General features: G+C 66.6%; 17 protein-coding genes. 6 read left to right on the top strand and 11 right to left on the bottom strand.

The features are described from left to right. Positions 1–29: 29 nt before the first annotated feature. The gene (locus SBP02_RS02450; protein WP_318644835.1) at positions 30–914 is read right to left on the bottom strand and encodes a LysR family transcriptional regulator; all 885 of its coding nucleotides are present in this window, start codon (positions 912–914) and stop codon (positions 30–32) included. 95 nt (positions 915–1,009) lie between these two features. Between SBP02_RS02450 and SBP02_RS02445 the strand changes: the two genes are divergently transcribed. The 4 genes from SBP02_RS02445 to SBP02_RS02430 all read left to right on the top strand — a co-directional run bounded on the left by SBP02_RS02445 (position 1,010) and on the right by SBP02_RS02430 (position 4,379). Further along, positions 1,010–1,342, top strand: coding sequence for a DMT family transporter (locus SBP02_RS02445; protein ID WP_318644834.1), 333 nt, complete (start codon positions 1,010–1,012; stop codon positions 1,340–1,342). A 65-nt stretch (positions 1,343–1,407) separates the two neighbouring features. After that, positions 1,408–2,580, top strand: a complete 1,173-nt coding sequence (locus tag SBP02_RS02440) for an NAD(P)/FAD-dependent oxidoreductase (protein ID WP_318644833.1) — start codon at positions 1,408–1,410, stop codon at positions 2,578–2,580. Next, on the top strand, positions 2,580–3,389 hold the full coding sequence (locus SBP02_RS02435; RefSeq protein ID WP_318644832.1) for an aldo/keto reductase: 810 nt from the start codon (positions 2,580–2,582) through the stop codon (positions 3,387–3,389). The genes SBP02_RS02440 and SBP02_RS02435 overlap by 1 nt, the downstream gene beginning before the upstream one ends. Before the next feature lie 39 nt (positions 3,390–3,428). Then, a complete protein-coding gene (locus tag SBP02_RS02430) occupies positions 3,429–4,379 on the top strand; it encodes a metal ABC transporter ATPase (RefSeq protein ID WP_404824352.1) in 951 nt (316 codons plus the stop codon). 17 nt (positions 4,380–4,396) lie between these two features. Here the strand turns inward: SBP02_RS02430 and hldE are convergent, their stop codons facing one another. The 4 genes from hldE to msbA all read right to left on the bottom strand — a co-directional run bounded on the left by hldE (position 4,397) and on the right by msbA (position 10,010). Continuing rightward, positions 4,397–5,818, bottom strand: a complete 1,422-nt coding sequence (hldE, locus tag SBP02_RS02425; protein WP_318644831.1) for a bifunctional D-glycero-beta-D-manno-heptose-7-phosphate kinase/D-glycero-beta-D-manno-heptose 1-phosphate adenylyltransferase HldE — start codon at positions 5,816–5,818, stop codon at positions 4,397–4,399. 81 nt (positions 5,819–5,899) lie between these two features. Next, positions 5,900–7,294, bottom strand: coding sequence for a PIG-L deacetylase family protein (locus SBP02_RS02420; RefSeq protein ID WP_318644830.1), 1,395 nt, complete (start codon positions 7,292–7,294; stop codon positions 5,900–5,902). Between the two features lie 2 nt (positions 7,295–7,296). After that, complete coding sequence (locus tag SBP02_RS02415) at positions 7,297–8,193, bottom strand: GNAT family N-acetyltransferase (protein WP_318644829.1); 897 nt, start codon at positions 8,191–8,193, stop codon at positions 7,297–7,299. Continuing rightward, entirely contained in the window at positions 8,193–10,010 is a 1,818-nt protein-coding gene (msbA, locus tag SBP02_RS02410) for a lipid A export permease/ATP-binding protein MsbA (RefSeq protein ID WP_318644828.1), read from the bottom strand. The genes SBP02_RS02415 and msbA overlap by 1 nt, the downstream gene beginning before the upstream one ends. Positions 10,011–10,155: 145 nt before the next feature. Between msbA and SBP02_RS02405 the strand changes: the two genes are divergently transcribed. Beyond that, the gene (locus SBP02_RS02405; protein ID WP_318644827.1) at positions 10,156–11,346 is read left to right on the top strand and encodes an O-antigen ligase family protein; all 1,191 of its coding nucleotides are present in this window, start codon (positions 10,156–10,158) and stop codon (positions 11,344–11,346) included. Continuing rightward, on the top strand, positions 11,346–11,984 hold the full coding sequence (locus SBP02_RS02400) for a lipopolysaccharide kinase InaA family protein (RefSeq protein WP_318644826.1): 639 nt from the start codon (positions 11,346–11,348) through the stop codon (positions 11,982–11,984). Before SBP02_RS02405 ends, SBP02_RS02400 begins: the two co-directional genes overlap by 1 nt. Here SBP02_RS02400 and SBP02_RS02395 read toward each other — a convergent pair. The 6 genes from SBP02_RS02395 to SBP02_RS02370 are packed head-to-tail and all read right to left on the bottom strand — an operon-like array spanning position 11,981 to position 18,449. Continuing rightward, a complete protein-coding gene (locus SBP02_RS02395; RefSeq protein ID WP_318644825.1) occupies positions 11,981–12,634 on the bottom strand; it encodes a CatB-related O-acetyltransferase in 654 nt (217 codons plus the stop codon). The genes SBP02_RS02400 and SBP02_RS02395 overlap by 4 nt on opposite strands. A 5-nt stretch (positions 12,635–12,639) precedes the next feature. Next, positions 12,640–13,524, bottom strand: a complete 885-nt coding sequence (locus tag SBP02_RS02390) for a glycosyltransferase (protein WP_318644824.1) — start codon at positions 13,522–13,524, stop codon at positions 12,640–12,642. After that, entirely contained in the window at positions 13,521–14,672 is a 1,152-nt protein-coding gene (locus SBP02_RS02385) for a glycosyltransferase family 4 protein (RefSeq protein WP_318644823.1), read from the bottom strand. Before SBP02_RS02385 ends, SBP02_RS02390 begins: the two co-directional genes overlap by 4 nt. Next, positions 14,669–15,550: a DUF6625 family protein gene (locus SBP02_RS02380; RefSeq protein WP_318644822.1), complete on the bottom strand. Its 882-nt coding sequence runs from the start codon at positions 15,548–15,550 to the stop codon at positions 14,669–14,671. The genes SBP02_RS02385 and SBP02_RS02380 overlap by 4 nt, the downstream gene beginning before the upstream one ends. A gap of 27 nt (positions 15,551–15,577) precedes the next feature. After that, positions 15,578–16,708, bottom strand: a complete 1,131-nt coding sequence (locus SBP02_RS02375) for a glycosyltransferase (RefSeq protein ID WP_318644821.1) — start codon at positions 16,706–16,708, stop codon at positions 15,578–15,580. Next, complete coding sequence (locus tag SBP02_RS02370; protein ID WP_318644820.1) at positions 16,695–18,449, bottom strand: carbamoyltransferase family protein; 1,755 nt, start codon at positions 18,447–18,449, stop codon at positions 16,695–16,697. The genes SBP02_RS02375 and SBP02_RS02370 overlap by 14 nt, the downstream gene beginning before the upstream one ends. Positions 18,450–18,456: the final 7 nt, after the last annotated feature.

The raw sequence follows: 18,456 nt of genomic DNA, 5'->3' as shown, positions 1-18,456 counted from the left end.
GCGCAGCTTAGCAGAGCGGCCGCCGCCGATCAGCCGATGGCGCGCAGGTGCTCGGCGAAGCGCTCGCCCAGCCAGCGCGCGGCAGGCCCCAGGGCCTCGTCACGACGACAAACCAGCTCCACCACCAGCGGCGGCGGCGTCCAATCGCTGCGCAGCTCCACCAGCAGCCCCTGATAGGTCGGGTACTGGGCCACGTGCCGCGGCAACCAGGCCCAGCCCAGGTTGCGCGCCAGCAGCTCGGCCATGGCATAGAAGCTGTCGGCTCGCCATACCTGAGGGCTGATCTGCTCGCCCCCGGGGTAGGTGCTGTCCTGCGGCGCCATCAACAACTGACGGTGGCGGGCCAGCTCGCGCCGGTCGGCATAGGCCAGCCCGGCCAGCGGGTGCCCGGCGCCGCACACCGTGACCATCTCGATGGTGCCCAGGCGCTGACGCTCCAAGGCCTCGGGCATCTGCTCATGGTGGAACAGCAGACCGAGGTCGGCGCGTCGCTCCAGCAGCTTGCGCGCCACATCGCCCTGGGCGCCGCTGGCGACCTGCAGCTCCAGGCGGGGGAAACGCTGCGCCAGCGCCTCCAGACTGTCGAGCACCGACTGATAGGGCATGGCCTCATCCTGGGCCAGGCGCAGCCGCGCCTCTTCGCCGCGCACCAGGCCCAGGGCGCGGCCCTCCAGGCGCTGGCACTGGCGCAACACCTCACGCGCCTCGGTCAGCAAGGCCTCACCGGCGACGGTCAGACGCGGCTGACGTCCGCTGCTGCGCTCGAACAGCAGCACCCCGAGGTCGGCCTCCAGCAAAGCAATCGAACTGCTGACCGCCGACTGCACACGCCCCAGGTGCCGGGCCGCCGCGGAAAACGATTGGCACTCGGCCACGCTGACGAACAGGCGGACTTGCTCCAGACTCCACTGCATGACCGACAACCTATCTCCACTAAAGATAGGTAATGACTTTATCCCATCACGAGAACACTTAGAATCCTCACCACACCTAGTAGGAGGGATTTTCTATGACCGGCTACCTCTACCTCGGCATCGCTATCGCCGCCGAAGTCGTCGCCACAGCCTCGATGAAGGCCCTGGACGGCCTCAACCGCCCCCTGCCGCTGCTGCTGGTGGTGTTCGGTTATGCGCTGTCCTTCTGGATGCTCAGCCTGGTGGTCAAGACCATACCGGTGGGCGTGGCCTACGCGGTCTGGGCCGGCCTGGGCATCGTTCTGGTGAGCATCGCCGCGACCATTCTCTACCAGCAGCGGCTGGACCTGCCGGCGCTGCTCGGCATGGGCCTGATAGTCGCCGGCGTGGTGGTGATCCAGCTGTTCTCGCAAAGCGTCGGCCACTGATCAGGGCCGACGTCACGACCACGCGGGTTATACTGCGCGCCTGTTTTTTTCAACGAGGCGCGCCCATGTCCCAAGCTCTGAGCACGGACGTTCTGATTGTCGGCGGCGGTATCGCCGGTCTCTGGCTGAATGCGCGCCTGCGCCGCCAGGGCTTCGCCACCCTGCTGGTGGAGAACGCCAGCCTGGGCGGCGGACAGAGCGTCAAGTCCCAGGGGATCATCCACGGCGGAGCCAAGTACGCCCTGCACGGCGCCCTGAGTGGCGCCTCGGAAGCCATCGCCGACATGCCGCGGCGCTGGCGCGAGGCGCTGGCCGGCAACGGCGAGCTGGACCTGTCCGGCGTGCGCCTGCTGTCCGAGGCCCACTACCTGTGGTCCCCCGGCAGCCTGGCCGGCAACCTGACCAGCTTCTTCGCCAGCAAGGCGGTGCGTGGCCGGGTCGACCAGGTCAAGGGCGAGCAGCTGCCACCGGCGTTGCAGCATCCGAAATTCAAGGGCAAGGTCTACCGCCTGACCGAGCTGGTGCTCGACGTGCCCAGCCTCATTGCCCGCCTCGCCGAACTGGCCGGCGACGGCCTGCTGGCCGGCGCAGCCATCGAGCCGCTGCGCGAGCAGGACGAGCTGGTCGGCCTGCGCGTCGACGACCGGGAGATTCGCGCCCAGCGCATCGTCCTCAGCGCCGGGCGCGGCAACGCCGAACTGCTCGCCGCGCTCGAGCTCAAGCAACCGGTCCAGCAACTGCGCCCGCTGCACATGGTGCTGGTCAAGGGGCCGACCCTCAAGCCGCTGTACGCCCACTGCCTGGGCGGCGGCCCGAAGCCGCGGGTAACGGTCACCAGCCACCCGGCGGCCGACGGCCAGTGGGTCTGGTACCTGGGCGGCGACCTGGCCGAAGCCGAGGGCGTGGCCCGTAACGAGGCGGCGCAGATCGCCGCAGCGCAGAAGGAACTGGCCGCGCTGCTGCCCTGGATCGACCTCGGCGACGCCCGCTGGGCCACCCTGAGGGTCGAGCGCGCCGAGCCGGCGCAGTCCGGCCTGGTGCGCCCGGACAACGCCTTTCTCGCCGAACAGGGCCGCCTGCTGGCCGGCTGGCCGACTAAACTGGCCTTGGCCCCGGACTTCGCCGACCGCGTGCTGGCGAGCCTGGCGCGCGACGGCATCCGTCCCGCCGCCCACGCCCCGCTGCCCGCGCTGCCGCGCCCGGCCATCGCCCAACCCGCCTGGGAGGAACTGTTCTGATGCACACCCTGCACAACCTGCATCGCCCGCTGGGCTCGACCGAGCTGCTGGTCTCGCCGCTGGGCCTGGGCACCGTCAAGCTGGGCCGCGACCAAGGCGTGAAGTACCCCAGCGGCTTCCGCATCCCGGACGACGCCGAGGCCCGCCGGTTGCTGGCCCAGGCCCACGAGCTGGGCATCAACCTGATCGACACCGCCCCGGCCTACGGCACCAGCGAGGCGCGCCTCGGCCCGCTGCTGCGCGGCCAGCGCGAGCAGTGGGTGATCGTCAGCAAGAGCGGCGAGGAGTTCGAGAACGGCCAGTCGCGCTTCGACTTCTCCCCAGCCCATACGCGCCGCTCCGTGGAGCGCAGCCTCAAGCGCCTGGAGACCGACTTCATCGACCTGCTGCTGGTGCACTCGGACGGCAACGATGTCGCCATCCTGCAGGACAGCGGCATCTACGAGACCCTCGCCGAGCTCAAGCGCGAAGGCAAGATCCGCGCCTTCGGCCTGTCCGGCAAGACCGTCGAGGGTGGCCTACTGGCCCTGCAGCAGGGCGACTGCGCCATGGTCACCTACAACCTCAACGAGCAGGGCGAGCTGCCGGTGCTGGACTACGCCGAGCAGCACGGCAAGGGCATCCTGGTGAAGAAGGCCCTGGCCAGCGGGCATGCCTGCCTGCAGCCGGGCGAAGACCCGGTCCAGGCCAGCTTCGAGCTGATCTTCGGCCACCCGGCGGTGAACAGCGCCATCATCGGCACCATCGACCCGCAGCACCTGGCCCATAATGTGGCAACGGCCGCGGCGGTGATCCAGGACATCGCCTGACTCCAGGATCGCGGCCCGGCCCACCCGAGAGGTACCCAGATGGCGCGCACCCTGATCCGCAAGAACCCCAGTGTCTTCAAGACCCTGCCGCTGTTCGTCGAAGCGGGCCCGGACCGCCTGAGCTACCAGGGCATCGGCCAGGCCCTGAACTTCGCCCAGATGCTGGAACGGCGCCGGGAGATCGCGCTCGGCGACAGCCAGCGCTTCGCCGTGGAGCTGGCCAACCTGGGAGTCTCGGTGCGCCTGACCCTGAGCTGGCACGGCCGCGAGTACTGGCTGCTGGTGCGCCAGCGGCGCCAGGACCGCGGCGACGTGGTACTCAAGCTGATTTCCGGCTATGTCCCGGCCCACGAGCTGAACCTGCCGCTGCACACGGCGATCCAGGAGGTGGCCGAGGAATGCCTGGTGGAAACCCCGGAAGGCTGGCTGTACGGCCGTTTCGGCGACACCTGGCTGCCGGCCCCCTACCAGGGCGCGCTGCACTACCGCGAGGCCGTGCACTTTCGCCTCAGCCCGCTGTCCGGCGCGGCGCGCCCGGTGCAGTGCGGCAACCTGACCCTGCTCGAGCGACCGCGGGCCTACGTGCACCTGCCGACCGCCTCGCTGCAGCTGGTCTACGACCTGCGCCTGGAATTGCCGAAAGAGGCCAGGCAACCGAGCCTGTTCCACGTCGACGAGCACCTGGAAGACGGCCAGCTGATCGCCCGCCTCGACCGCCGGCGCCCGGACCTGTACCTGATCCCGCTGGAGAACGGCAGACCGACCAACGAGCTGCTGACCCTGAAGAACGGCGTGCTGACGCCCAGCAGCACCCGCGGCCTGTGGCTGGCGGAGAGCTTCGCGCCGCAGGACGGCTGGCTGGTGCGCGAGGAGCGCATCCGCTGGAAGGACTGGCTGCAGCTGCAGGGGCTCAAGGCCGCAGCGGCCACTGGCGGCCGGTCCTCACCCCCAAACCCGCCGCCCGAGCTGGACGCCGCCGGGCGCGGCTAGCGCCGGCCAGCCAAGGCCTATTTGCTGCGAATCTTCTCGACTATGGCGGTGGTCGAGCTGTTCTCCACCAGGCCGAGCACCCGCACCTCGCCACCGTAGGCGGTGACGATCTCGGCGCCGACCACCTGGTCGATGCCGTAGTCGCCGCCCTTGACCAGCACGTCCGGGCGTACCTGCTCGAGCAGGCGCTCCGGGGTGTCCTCGGCGAAGCTCACCACCCAGTCCACTGCGCCGAGACCGGCGAGCACGGCCATGCGCCGGTCCACCGAGTTGATCGGCCGGCCGGGACCCTTGAGGCGGCTGACCGAGGCGTCGTCGTTGACCGCCAGCACCAGGCGATCGCCCTGGGCCCGGGCCTGCTCCAGATAAGTCACGTGACCGGCATGCAGGATGTCGAAGCAGCCGTTGGTGAAGACGATCTTCTCGCCGTGGGCGCGGGCATCCTCGATGGCCAGCAGCAACTGGTCGTGACTCAGCACGCCGCGCTCGGAACCCTGCTCGCGCTGCACCGCGCGGCGCAGCTCGGGGGCACTGATCGCCGCGGTGCCGAGCTTGCCGACCACGATGCCGGCGGCCAGGTTGGCCAGGGCCACGGCCTGGGGCAGTTCCTCGCCGGCGGCCAGGCTGGCGGCCAGGGTGGAGATCACGGTGTCGCCGGCACCGGTGACATCGAACACCTCGCGGGCCCGGGCCGGCAGGTGCAGCGGCGCATGCTCGGGGCGCAGCAGGGTCATGCCGTGCTCGCCGCGGGTCACCAGCAGCGCGCCGAGGTCCAACTCGCGCATCAGCGCCGCCCCCTTGGCCACCAGTTCGGCCTCGTCCCGGCAGTGACCGACTATGGCCTCGAACTCGCTGAGGTTGGGGGTGATCAGGCTGGCGCCGCGGTAGATGGAGAAGTCCTTGCCCTTGGGGTCGGCCAGCACCGGGATGCCGCGGGCGCGGGCGGCCTGTACCAGCACCTGGTGATTCTTCAGCGCGCCCTTGCCGTAGTCGGACAGCACCAGCACCTTGACCCCCTCGAGCTGCGCCTCGACCTCGCGGGCGATGGCGACGGCGTCTGTGCTGAAGGCCTCCTCGAAGTCCATGCGCAGCAGTTGCTGGTGACGGCTCAGCACCCGCAGCTTGACGATGGTCGGCTGGTCGGCGATGCGCTGGAAGCGGGTCCTGACCCCCACCGCCTGCAGGCTGTTGCTGAGGCTGTCGGCGGCCTCGTCGGCACCGGTGACCCCGATCAGCACGGCCGGCGCGCCCAGCGCGGCGATGTTCAGGGCGACGTTGGCCGCACCGCCGGGGCGGTCCTCGATCTGCTCGACCTTGACCACCGGCACCGGCGCCTCCGGGGAAATCCGCGAGGTGCCGCCATGCCAGTAACGGTCGAGCATGACATCGCCCACCACCAGAACGGGGGCTTGGTCGAAACGGGGCATGGACAACTTCATGGGGACTCCGGGGCGGCAAAATCGCCGCAGATCATAGCATGTCGGGAATATCGGCCGATGCCGGCCAGGCGCGGTGCCATCCTATAGAGGACGCACCCAGAACAGCTCGTGGCGGCGCACCGCCTTGCGGAAGAACTCGTCCTCGCCGCTGGCCGGCCAGCGGCGCCCGGCCAGCAGGCGCTGGATCAGCCGGCGCAGGCGTTTCTTGGTCGGCAGCGGCCCCTGCAGGTCGTGCTGCATGGCCAGCGCCATGGCCTTGTCCAGCTGTACCTCGGCGCTCAGGGTCGGGCTCCACAGGCCGTCGGCCGGCAACGGCTCGATGGCCGGTGGCAGGGCGATGCCCTGCCCGGCCGGGCCCATGGGCCAGCGGTCGTTGTCGTGCAGGTGGTTGGCATAGAGCAGCAGGGTCTGCGGCTTCCAGGCACTGGCCGCGATGGCCTCGCGCAGGGCGCGGGTCGCCGCAACATGGTCGCCGTGCGGGTCCAGTTCGGGATGCGGGGTGACCAGCACCTCGGGGCGGTAATGCTCCAGCAGCGCCGCCAGGTCCGTCACCAGGTTGTGCCAGCTGGGCACCCCATCGGTGTCCCCGGGCAATTGCAGCGGGTTGTGCCGGCGGGCGCGGCGAATGTCGCTTTCCCCGGACTCGCGGGAGCCGAAGGCCTGAGCGGGCTGCTCGGCCATGGCCGGCAGCTGCAGGCAGTAGTAGCCGAGCTGCACGCAGCGCTCAGACGTGACGCCGCCCCACAGCGGCACCGCCAGGCTGTCCCAGGTGCGCAGGCGGCCCTTGAGGCGCGCCGCCGCGGCCTGCTCCAGGCCCAGGCGCCGGTAGGCATCGGCCTCGATCTCGCCCTGGGTCAGGGTGACGATGCTCGCCTCATTAGCGCGGCTGTACAGGCCGAAGGCGGCCAGCTCGGCGTCGTCGGCGTGGGGGGCGATGACCATCAGCCGCTGCCGGGCGTAATCGGGGTTGCTCAGGGCATAGAGCGTGGCGCTGGCGCCCAGGCGGCAGAAGCGCCCGCGGATCGGCAGACTGCCGGCGGCCAGCGCCTCGCCCTGGCCGGACAGGTTGAGGTAGCGCCGGCCACTGACGCCGCGCTCGAAATCCTGACGATCCCCGCCGACCCGCACATAAGGGTCGAGCCAGCGTCCCAGCCAGCCGGCACGGAGCTCCAGCTGCAGGATCAGGGTGTCGGCGCCGGCGCAATCGCCCTCCACCCTGAGCACCCCATCGGCCACGCGCGCCGGCAGCTGCTGCGTACCCGGCGGGAAGTCGTAGCGGTAGTCATCGGCTGGCGAGTAGAACAGGTGATCGGCAAACCAGGCCTCATGGCCGATCCAGCCCAGCACCAGCAGCAGCGGCACCAGCCACCAGGCCAGCAGCACGCCGAGCAGCGCCAGCAGCAGCAGGGACACCAGCAAGGCGATGCGCTTGTGCCGACGGTGACGCTTGAGCAGCTGCTGCTTGCGGCCGGCCATGTTCACACCTGATAGACCGGCACGCGATGGCACCAGCGGTCCTTGTATTCGCGGTCGGCGCGGCCGAAGGAGTAGCGCAGCGGCTTGCCCAGGGCGCGGGCCTCGGCCCAGGCGGCCTGGGTATTGACGAAGCTGAGCACGCTGCCGGGGCTGAAGTCGCGGGTCTGCGGGTCGACCCCGCCGTTGATGTACTCCAGGCTGACCCACTGCGGCGCCTCGACCCGGTAGAGCACCTGGATGGCCACCGGCTCGTCGTTGAGGTAGATCAGCGAACCGGTCATGAACTCGCGCAGCAGCGCGAAGACCTCCGTCAGGTGTGCCTTGCCGGTGGCCTCGAAGCCCCAGCGGCGCTGGAACAGCTCGGCGTAGATCGCCGCCTGCTCGGCAGCGCTCAGCTCCAGCATCGGCCTGATCACCCCGCCCGCCTCCTCCAGCAGGCGCTGTTCGCGGCGCTGGTTATAGCGGAACTTCTTGCTGTACTGCTCCGGCTCGCGGGCCAGGGCCAGGCCCTCGGCCTGCTCGCGCAGGGAGCTGATGTGTTCGGCATGCAGATCGGAGACGTAGCGCGCCCTGTGGCGCAGTGCCACCCGCGCCTGCGGCGCCATCGGCAGGATGATCTCGGCATTGCCCAGGTCGAACAGGCCGCGCTTGCCCTGACGCTTGAGCACGTCCTTGGACAGAGCCAGGTGGCGCCCCCAGGTCGGTAGAGCCGCCCTCAGCTCGCCTCGCTCCCGCCAACCCAGGTAGCGCACCGGGATGCCCGCCAGGCCGGCCAGGCGTTCGACCACCTGCGGATGGGTGGCCACGCTGCCGCCGAAGCGCTGCCAGAGTTCGGCATAGGTGGCGGCATCAATCGGGGTCCAGCCCTGCTCGCGCCACAGGCGCAGGTGACTGAGCATCAGGCGTCCTGCTCCAGCAGCGGCTCGGCGTCGGCCTCGAACTGCTTGGCATGCAGCCGAGCATAGTAGCCGTTCTGCGCCAGCAGCTCGGCGTGCGTACCGCGCTCGACGATGCGTCCCTGATCCATCACCAGGATCAGGTCGGCCTTCTCGATGGTGCTCAGGCGGTGGGCAATGACCAGGGTGGTGCGGCCCTTCATCACCTCGTCCAGGGCCGCCTGGATATGCCGCTCGGACTCGGTATCCAGCGCCGAGGTGGCCTCGTCGAGAATCAGCAGCGGGGCGTCCTTGAGCAGGGCACGGGCGATGGCCAAACGCTGGCGCTGACCGCCGGACAGCAACACGCCATTCTCGCCGACCAGGGTGTCGTAGCCTTGCGGCATCTGCTCGATGAACTCGGCGGCATAGGCGGCCTCGGCCGCCTTGCGCACCTCGGCCGGGGGCGCCTCGGCCAGATCGCCATAGGCGATGTTGTTGCTCACCGTATCGTTGAACAGGGTGACGTGCTGGGTGACCAGGGCGATGTGCCGGCGCAGGTTGCGCAACTGGTAGTCCTCAACATCCAGGCCGTCCAGCAGGATCTGCCCCTGGTCATGGTGGTAGAAGCGCGGAATCAGGCTGGCCAGGGTCGACTTGCCGCTGCCGGAACGGCCGACCAAGGCAACCATCTGCCCTGGCTCGACGCTGAAGGAGATGTCGTTCAGCACCGGCTTGTCAGCCCCCGGGTAGACGAAGCTCAGGTCGCGCACCTCGAGACGGCCGCTGACCCGCTCGCGCACCTGGGTGCCGTGATCGACCTCGGGGGCCTGGTCCAGTTGCTCGAAGATGCTCTCGGCACCGGCCACGCCCTTCTGGATGGTCGAACTCACCTCCGACAGCTGGCGGATCGGCTTGGGCAGCAGGCCGGCCAGGGTGATATAGGCGACCAGGTCCCCCGCCGAGGCATCACCGCGCATGAACAGCACCAGGAACATCAGCACCGCCATGGCGCTGTAGATCACCAGCTGCAGCATGGGCGTGTACACGGCGCCGGTCTTGGTCATGCGCAGCTGCTTTTCCGTGTTGCTCAGGCTGGAATTGAGGAAGCGTTCCTGCTCGTAGGTCTCGCCACCGAAGCTGCGCACGACCCGATAGCCCTGGATGGTCTCGGAGGCGACATGGGTGACATCGCCCATGGCCACCTGGATCTTCTTGCTCTGCTTGCGAAACTTGCGGCTGGCGCTGCTGACCATCACGCCGATCAGCGGCAGGATGGCCACCATCACCAGGGTCAGCTTCCAGTTCATCCACAGCAGGGTGGCAAACAGGAAGATCACCGTCATGCCTTCGCGTATGACCACCTTGATCGCGTCGGTTGCCGCGCCCGTGACCATGGTCACGTTGAAGGTGATGCGCGAAATCAGATGTCCCGAGTTGTGGTTATCGAAGTAGCGGTTGGGCAGGACCAGCAGGTTATTGAACAGGGCCACCCGCAGGTCGTGTACCAGGCCCAGGGAAACCTTGGCGAGAAAGTAGTTGCCCAGGTAGGAGCCAATCCCCTGCCACAACGCGATCAGCACGATCAGCAGCGGCACCGCCTCGACCAGTTGCAGATCCTGCAGGTAAGGCACATTAGGAAACAGGCTGGCATCGGGGTTGGACAGGCCATCGACGAAGTACTTCAGCACATAGCCGAACATCGGCTGGGTGGAGGCGAAAATCAGGAAACCGAGAATACTCAGCATGAACAGCCCGACATAAGGGCGGACATACGAGAGCAAGCGCAGGTAAATCTTCAGGCTAGATGTAGAGTCCTGGCTTGCTGCGTTATCGCTCATGGGTGGGGCCTGCTTCGTATAAAAGCGGGATACTATCACAGCCAAGTTGCCCGCGATTCAGTGCGCAAGTCCCTCAATCCGCAAGAAATTCACCGCCTGATCCAGTAGAATCGCCGTCTCCTAGCCAGCGCAGAAGCAGAGGCAGATGCATTCAAACGAACACCATTGGTCCCAGCGCACCTTCACCTTCACCTTCATCTGCGACTGGCTGCTGCCAATGGGTCTGCTGAGCCTGCTGATTGGCCTGCCCCTGCTGCCCGACCGCAGCCTCTATCACAAGCTGTTCTACGCCCTGATCGCGGCGCCTGCCCTGGTGGCGTTGCTGGTCCGTCCGCAGGAACTCAGGCCGCTGCTGCGCGAACCCATTATCCTAGTGTTCCTCGCCTACGCGGCCTGGGCACTGCTGAGCATCGGCTGGTCCGATACCGAGGCCTCCATCGGCAGCCTGCTCAAGCGCCCGCTGTACATCTTCATGCTACTGGCCGGCTGCTGCTTGCTGGCCCAACAGAGTCAGCAGCGCTTTACCCGCTGCATGCTGATCGCCTCCTTAGCGGCGCTCCCGATCGCCTTCTACTCCCTCGCCGAGATCGCCACAACGTGGAGGCCCGGTCACAGGCTGGTCGGCCCGGGCGCACTGGACAACCCGCTGCTGAGCTCCCACCTGTTCGGCTTCTTCTGCATCCTATGGCTCGGCCTCGGCATGACCCTGCCGCGCCAGCGAGGCTGGATCGCCGTCCTCCCTGTGCTGATATTGGGGGCCACGCTGCTGGCCACCGGTTCCCGAACGCCCCTTCTCGCGGCCTCGCTGGCTGGCGCCTGGCTGGCCTTGGCCTGCTGGAACAAGCGCTCGCTGGTGCTGGCCCTGATAGGGCTCTGCGGCCTGAGCGCCCTGTTGCTGCTCTATCCCGAGGCGCTGCTGGCCCGCGGCACCTCCTATCGACTCGAACTCTGGCAAGACGCGCTGAGCAGAATCAGCCAGAAGCCCTGGCTGGGATTCGGCTTCGATGCCGCCCTGGCCATTCAGCTTCCAGGGTTCTCGGTACCGTTCAGCGAGCCCCATAGTTTTGCCATCGGCGTGCTCTATTACACCGGCATGGTAGGCCTGAGCCTGTGGCTCGCCATGCACTTGGTGGCGCTGCGGCAGTGCTGGATTAACCGGGCCAACTACCTATTCGTGATTGCCGGGGCCCTCATGGTCTACGGTATCGGCGGCGGTCTGGCCGAGGGCGGTGGAATACTCGCAAGACCCAAAGAGCACTGGTTCCTGACTTGGATCCCCCTGGCGCTGATCGCTGCACTCAGTTTTTCTCAACGAACCTCGGAAACGCGCACCTGATGCATCGACTGTCGCAGAATGAGCTCGACGGACTCACGGAAAACGCCGCGGTACTGGAGAGCGATGGCCTGGGCCCAAAGGTCCTGAAGCTGACCGACGGCAGCTTTCTCAAGCTCTTTCGCAAGCGCCCGCGCCTGTCCAGCGAAGCATTGCGCCCCTATGCCAGGCGCTTCGCCGAGAACGCCAGCGCCCTGCAACGCCTCGGTTTCATCAGCCCGCAAATCATTCAGGTCTATGCCCTGTCCGGCCCGATCAATGCCACAGCCGTGCACTACTGGCCCCTTCCGGGTGAAACCTTGCGCCAGGTGCTCAGCCACAGCGCCGTCGAAGAGCGCCGACACCTGGTCGAGCGCTTCGGCGAGCTGCTGGCAAAGCTGCATGAAGCGGGGGTGTATTTCCGCTCGGTGCACCTGGGCAACGTATTGCTGCTGCCCGACGGCCAGTTTGGCCTGATCGACCTGGCGGACATGCGCATCGGCCGCTTCGCCCTCAGCCTGGGCAAGCGCCAGCGCAACCTGAAGCACATGCAGCGCTATGCAGAGGACAGTCGCTGGCTGTTCGAGGAGTACCGCGGTGCGCTACGCAGCGGCTACCAGAAGCTTGCCGCCAGGAAAGCACTGCAACTCTTCCCCGACTAGGGTCGCGCTGGCTCCCCGCCAAGCACCGAGCACGTACCGCGCTGCTGGGCATATTTGAGAAACTCATCGAGCCGATCACTGCAAAGCAGCCCAGCGACACTGCGCACTTCCTGCTCCGGCCACTCCCACCAGGCGCTTTCCAGCAACGCCGCGCACTGCTCTTCAGGGAAGCGCCAGCGAACATGTCTCGCCGGATTACCGGCGACTACCGAGTAGGGTGCCACATCCCGGCTCACCACCGCCCCGGCGGCCACCACCGCACCATGCCCTACAGTGACGCCGGACAGGATGATCGAATGGGTACATAGCCAAACGTCGCTGCCGATAACGACATCGCCGCGACTCACCGCATAATCTGGGATATGCGCAGCTTCGGCGATCATCGCCGGAAAGGGGTAGGTGCTCACCCAGTCCGCACGGTGATGACCGCCCAGGAAGATCTCCACCTGCTCGGCTATCGAACAGTAGTTGCCGATCCTGAGGGTCGAACCCTCCTGCCAGTCGTGCACCAGGGGCAGGCCGTAGCTGCCGATCCCCATCTGGTACTGCGGATAACGGCGTAGGAACTTGGCCTGCCCCTGGTACAGCTTGGGCAGAGCACGTATCCGCTTCTTGGCGCGTCTCTCCAGATAACGGGCCCAGAACCCCATGGCGCTCAGCTCTTTTCCAGGGGCGAGAAATACAGGCGCATCAAGCCCCTCCAGGTCTTCTTCGACCAGCTCTTGAAGGGAATCTGCGCCAGCAGTTCACGGGCCAGAGCCCGATCCCGGTTCGAGCACTTGAGGAACATCGAGCTGAGAAAGCGCGTACGGACGAATTCGTACTGCGGATGATCGCTGAACAGCGCGTAGGTGCGCAGGATGCTGTCGATCATGAAGCGGTGGTTCTTGTAGGAGTTGCTGGCATGCTTGCGGTAACGCGCCAGGACCTCACCCAGGCAGTCGATGTAATAGCCGGCGTGGGTGATCTTCAACTCGATCAGCAGGTCCTCCAGACGGATCTGCGGATCGAAGCCGCCGACCTTCTCCAGAGCCTCCTTGCGAAACATCAGGGTAGGCGCCGGCGGATAGGGCTTGCGCTCCATGAACACGTCGTCGAAATCCAGGCGGCGGAAGGGTACGTCGCGGCGCTGGCGCTTCTCGGGAAAGAGTTCGCCGTCGGCGTCGATCAACTCGATATTGCCCGCACAGATGCCGACCTCCGGCTTGCCCTCCATATAGGCGACCTGCTTGGCCAGGCGCTCTTCGAGCATGATGTCGTCCGAGCCGAAGGGCACGATCAGGCTGCCCCTGGCACGCTTGATCGCCGCATTGAGCGTGTGGGTCAGCCCCTGGTTCTGCTGCACCCGGAAGTCGAAGCCATGCTCGGCCTGCAGGCGGCGGATGCGCTCGACGCTGTCATCCTTGGAACCGTCGTCGATGACCAGCAACTCGACATTCGGGTAGGTCTGGCGTAGCACGCTCTGGATGCAGGCCTCGATATAGGGAGCGTGGTTGTAGGAGGCGATGATCACCGTAACCAACGGCTGCTTTTCACTCATGATGCTTGTCTCACCTGTTTCAGCGACTCGTCGATGAGACGCAAGTACTGCTGACGGAATGATTCGATATCGTGATGGGACTGCAGATACTGATAAGCCTGCTCGCCCTTGGCCCGCAGCTGTTCGTCGCTGAGTGCCAGATAGCTGTCCAGCGCCGCGCTCAGGCTGTCGACATCCGCGGGCTGCACGGCCAGGCCGCCGGCCCCTTCGATCAACGGCAGCATGGCCGGCACGTTCGAGGCGATGACCGGCAGATGTCCGCTCATCCCCTCGAGCAGGGCCAGGCCCAACCCTTCCGCCAGCGACGGCATGGTCCAGAGGTCGAAGGCACGCACGTACTGCAAGGCGTTCTCACGGAAACCCAGCAGATGGACGCGCCCCGCCAGCCCGAGCTTGTCGGCCTCGGCCTTGAGCCGCGCCGCCTCGCGGCCCTTGCCGATGATGGCGAGCTGCACCTGGGGGTACTTGTCCTTGATGCGGGCGAAGGCGCGCAACAGGTAGATATGCCCCTTGACGGGCACCAGGCGGCCCAAGGCGCCGACCAGCCTGGCATCGGGGTCGAGCCCCAGCTGGCGGCGCGCCTCTTCGCGAGGCAGCTGCAGGGCTTCGGCCTGCTCGATATCGATGGCATTGGTGATCGCCACCGTGTTTTCGGCGGTGAAGCCACAGTCGCAGTCCAGCAGGTACTGCTTCACCGCCGGAGAAACCCCGACGAAGCGCCAGGCCGCGCTGATCAAGCCGCGGGCCTGGCGCCGCCGGTAGAAGCGATCGTATTCGCCGAAACCATGGGAAATGCCGATGCACAGCGGCACCTTCAGCCAGCGGTTCAGTTGCAGCAGCATGTTGACCGGCTTGAAGCGGTTGCAGATCACCACATCGAAGCGCTCTTGCTTGCAGAAGCGATAGAGCTGCCACATGGCCCGCAGGCGCAGGCCCTTGAGCTGCTTGTCGGCAAAATTGAAGTACACCGAGCGATCGGCCCGACTCACTGGCTCCCCTGGCGCCGGTTCGCCGCGCAGGAACGCGGCGACCACTTCGTAGCGCGCGCTGGGTAATGCCTTGACGATCTGTTCGGCCAGGTCGGCGAAGTCGTGGGCCTTGACGTTGTAGTCCGGCTGCAACTGCAGCACCTTGATTCGACCGCTCATTGCATCCCCTGCTGAAATCCCTCGGCACCGATCTGCCATTGCGGCTCGCGCGCCAGGCGCTCGAGGGCCTCGGCAGAGGGCTGCTCGAGCATCGGCCAGGCGTCACGCTTCCACACCACGAAATGGAAGTAGGGAAACTCGCGCCCCGTGTCCAGATCGTTGCTCAGGCGGCCTTCACGCCAGAACCAGCGGCTGGGGAATACGAAGCTTCCATCGATCCAGGGAATGCAGCCGCTCGGAGTGCTGAAGGCCTCGACGAACTCGCTGCGGCGGCGCCAGGGATTGAACAGCCCGACCAGCTTGAACAGCGGCCGTGGGAAGTTCTTGCGCCAGAGGAATATCCGGCTGAACGCCCCCTCATCCAAGGCGTGATGCTGCTGATCGCAAAAGCGCGCCTGCCAGTTCGGCATGCGCATGAAGGCCTCGCGCATCCGCTGCGTATTGCGCATCAGGCACAGGTGGCCGGACACACGCCGCTCGTGGGTGGAGAACAGGTCGCGACGCGCCAGGCGTTCGGCGGTGAAGTAGTCACGCAGCCTGCCAAACACCAGATCGATATCGCCGAACGCCCAGAAATCGTAGCCCGCCAGGCGATCCGCATGAATGAAGCCCAGGGCCGGCTTGATGTCGCACAGCTTGTAGGCGTTCTCCGGCGCAAATGGAATGTTCAGGCGGCGCGCGACCAAGGCGCAGTAGTCGGCATAACTGATGGGCTCGATGCGCACGTTCTCCGGCACATTGGCCGGAACCCCGCAGTCGCTGAACAGCAGCCAATCGACATCGGGATTGCGTCGGCAGCTCTCCAGAAAGAACGGCATCCAGAAGGGCCAGCGCCCGAAATACGGGATGACGAAGCAGATACTCGGCTGGGCCGTCATGGCGCATTCACCTTGCAATGGGTTCGGCTATTCATCAACTGCTCGCTCGACGGATAGCGCCTCGAGTTGCCAGAAGGCTTCACGCACGGCGCGGTCGGAAAAATATGCCTCGAGCCGCTGCAACATGAGGCTGGCGCAGAGCGCGCGCTGCTCGTCGTCGAGCTCGGCCATGTGCCGCAGGGCCGCCGCCAATGCCGTGGAATCGGCCAGGGGGAACAGCACGCCGACGCCCTCCAGCACCTCGCGACCGCCGCCGCAGTCGCTGCCGATCACTGGCACCCCCGCCACCATCGCCTCCAGCAGGACCATGCCGAAGGGCTCGTGGTCGGAGGTCAGGGCGAACACGTCGAAGGCGCGGAAATAACGCCGACCGCCGGGCACCTGGCCGAGGAACAGCACCGAGCCGGCGACGTTCAGCTCCCGCGCCAGATCCTTCAGGGAGGCCTCCAGGCGGCCGCTGCCCATGATCGCCAGCAGGCTGCCAGCCGGCAGCTGCGGCAGGGCCTGGGCGAAGCCGCGAATCAGCGTGGCCTGGTCCTTGTCCGGGTGCAGGCGGCCGACGTTGCCGACCACCCAGGCATCGACCGGCAGGCCCAGGGCCTCGCGCGCGACATCACGATCGAGCAGCTCGGCCTGCAGCGCCTGGATATCGATGCGGTTGTACAGGGTTTCGATGCGCCCGGCCGGCCAGGCCGGCAAGGACTCGCGCATGTCGTCGCGCACCGCGTTGGATACGCCGAGCAGGGCCAGGCGTCCCTTGAAACAATTGGCGAACAGCTTGCGCGACAGCCGCCGGTAGTCGCCGAAGGCGTGGTGCACGCCGATCACCGGCAGCCGGGTGCCAAGCAACGCGACATACACCGGCTTGAAGCGATGGGCGATGCACAGCTTGAAGTCGCCGCTGGCGGCGATTCGCCGGATGTCGCGGATCGCCTTGAGCTTGAGGCCACGCACCTCGCGGCTCGAGTAATCGAGGAAGATCACCTCGTCCGAGGCCGAGCCGGCCTCCACCTCGGCACTGGGCTTGCCGGTCAGGTACACCGTGGTGACCTTGTAGCGGGTGCCGGCAAACAGCGCGGCGTACTGCCGGGCGCAATCGAGGAACGGCCCGTCGTAGCCGTGACAGAACTGCAGGATCCGCGGTTCAGGCCTGCTCATACCAGTCCTTGCCGTCCTTGACCACGAGGATGTCCTCCATGATCAGGTACTGCAGGTCGGAGCCGTAGAACATGTTCAGGGCGTCGGTCGGCGAGCAGATCATCGGCTCGCCGCGGCGGTTCAGCGAGGTGTTGAGCGACACGCCGTTGCCGGTGAGCTTCTCCAGCTCGAGCATCAGGTCATACCAGCGCGGGTTGTACTCGCGCTTGAGCACCTGGGCGCGGGAGGTACCATCCTCGTGTACCACCTCGGAAACCCGGGTCTTCCACTCCTCGTTGACCTCGAAGGTGAAGGTCATGAAGGGGCTCGGGTGATCGACCTTGAGCATCTGCGGGCCGACGGTGTCGAGCATCGACGGGCAGAAGGGCCGCCAGCGCTCGCGGAACTTGATCTGCTCGTTGATCCGGTCGGCCACCCCGGGGATGCTCGGGCAACCGATGATCGAACGCCCACCGAGGGCCCGCGGGCCGAACTCCATGCGCCCCTGGAACCAGGCCACCGGATTGCCGTCGACCATGATCCTGGCGATGCGCCGGGGCATGTCGTCGATACGCCTGAACACCGGCTGGCTCGGGTGGCGGGCGCAGGCGGCGATGACGTCCTCGTTGGAGTAGGCCGGGCCGAGGTAGACGTGCTCCATCTTCTCCACCGGCACGCCGCGCTGGTGCGACACGTAGGCGGCGGCGCCCACCGCGGTGCCGGCGTCGCCGGAAGCCGGCTGGACGAACAGCTCCTTGACCTCGGGGCGGGCGATGATCTTCTGGTTGAGCTTGACGTTCAGCGCACAGCCGCCGGCGAAGGCGATCTTGCCGGTCTGCTTGATGATGTCGCCCAGGTAGTGGTCCATCATCTGCAGCGCCAGCTTCTCGAACAGCGCCTGCATGCTGGCGGCGTAGTGGATATAGGGGTCGTCGGCGATGTCGCCTTCGCGCTTGGGCCCCAGCCACTCGATCAGCTTCTTGGAGAAGTAGAAGCCCTTGCCCTTCTCCTTGTAGCGGCGCAGGCCGATGACGTTGGCGTACTCGGTGTTGATCACCAGCTGGCCGTTCTCGAAGCTGGCCAGACGCGAGAAGTCGTACTTGCTGGCATCGCCGTAGGGCGCCATGCCCATGACCTTGAACTCGCCGTCGAGCATCTCGAAGCCAAGGAACTCGGTGATCGCGCCGTACAGGCCGCCGAGCGAATCCGGATCGTAGAATTCCTTGATCTTGTGGATCCTGCCGTTCTCGCCATAGCCGAAGAAGGTGGTGGCGTACTCGCCCTTGCCGTCGATGCCGAGGATCGCCGTCTTCTCCTTGAAGCCCGAGCAGTGGTAGGCACTGGAGGCATGGGCCAGGTGGTGCTCGACCGGCTCGAGCTTGACCTTCTTGGCGTCGAAACCCAGCTGCTCCAGGCACCAGAGGATCTTCTTGCGATAGCGCTTGTAACGGCGGTTGCCCATCAGGATGGCGTCGAGGGCGCGGTCCGGGGCGTACCAGTAGCGCTTGGCGTAGTGCCAGCGGGCCTCGCCGAACAGGCTGATGGGGGCGAAGGGAATGGCCACCACATCGACGTCGGCGGGCTTGATGCCGGCCTGCTCCAGGCAGAACTTGGCCGACTCGTAGGGCATGCGGTTCTTCGCGTGCTTGTCGCGCACGAAGCGCTCTTCTTCGGCGGCCGCGATCAGCTTGCCGTCTATGTACAGGGCGGCGGAAGGGTCATGGCTGAGGGCGCCGGAAAGGCCGAGAACGGTCAATGCCACTGGTTTT

The organism is Pseudomonas benzenivorans (assembly GCF_033547155.1).
In the GTDB taxonomy this organism is placed as follows: domain Bacteria; phylum Pseudomonadota; class Gammaproteobacteria; order Pseudomonadales; family Pseudomonadaceae; genus Aquipseudomonas; species Aquipseudomonas benzenivorans_B.
This window is presented reverse-complemented; position numbering and strand designations above follow the sequence as displayed.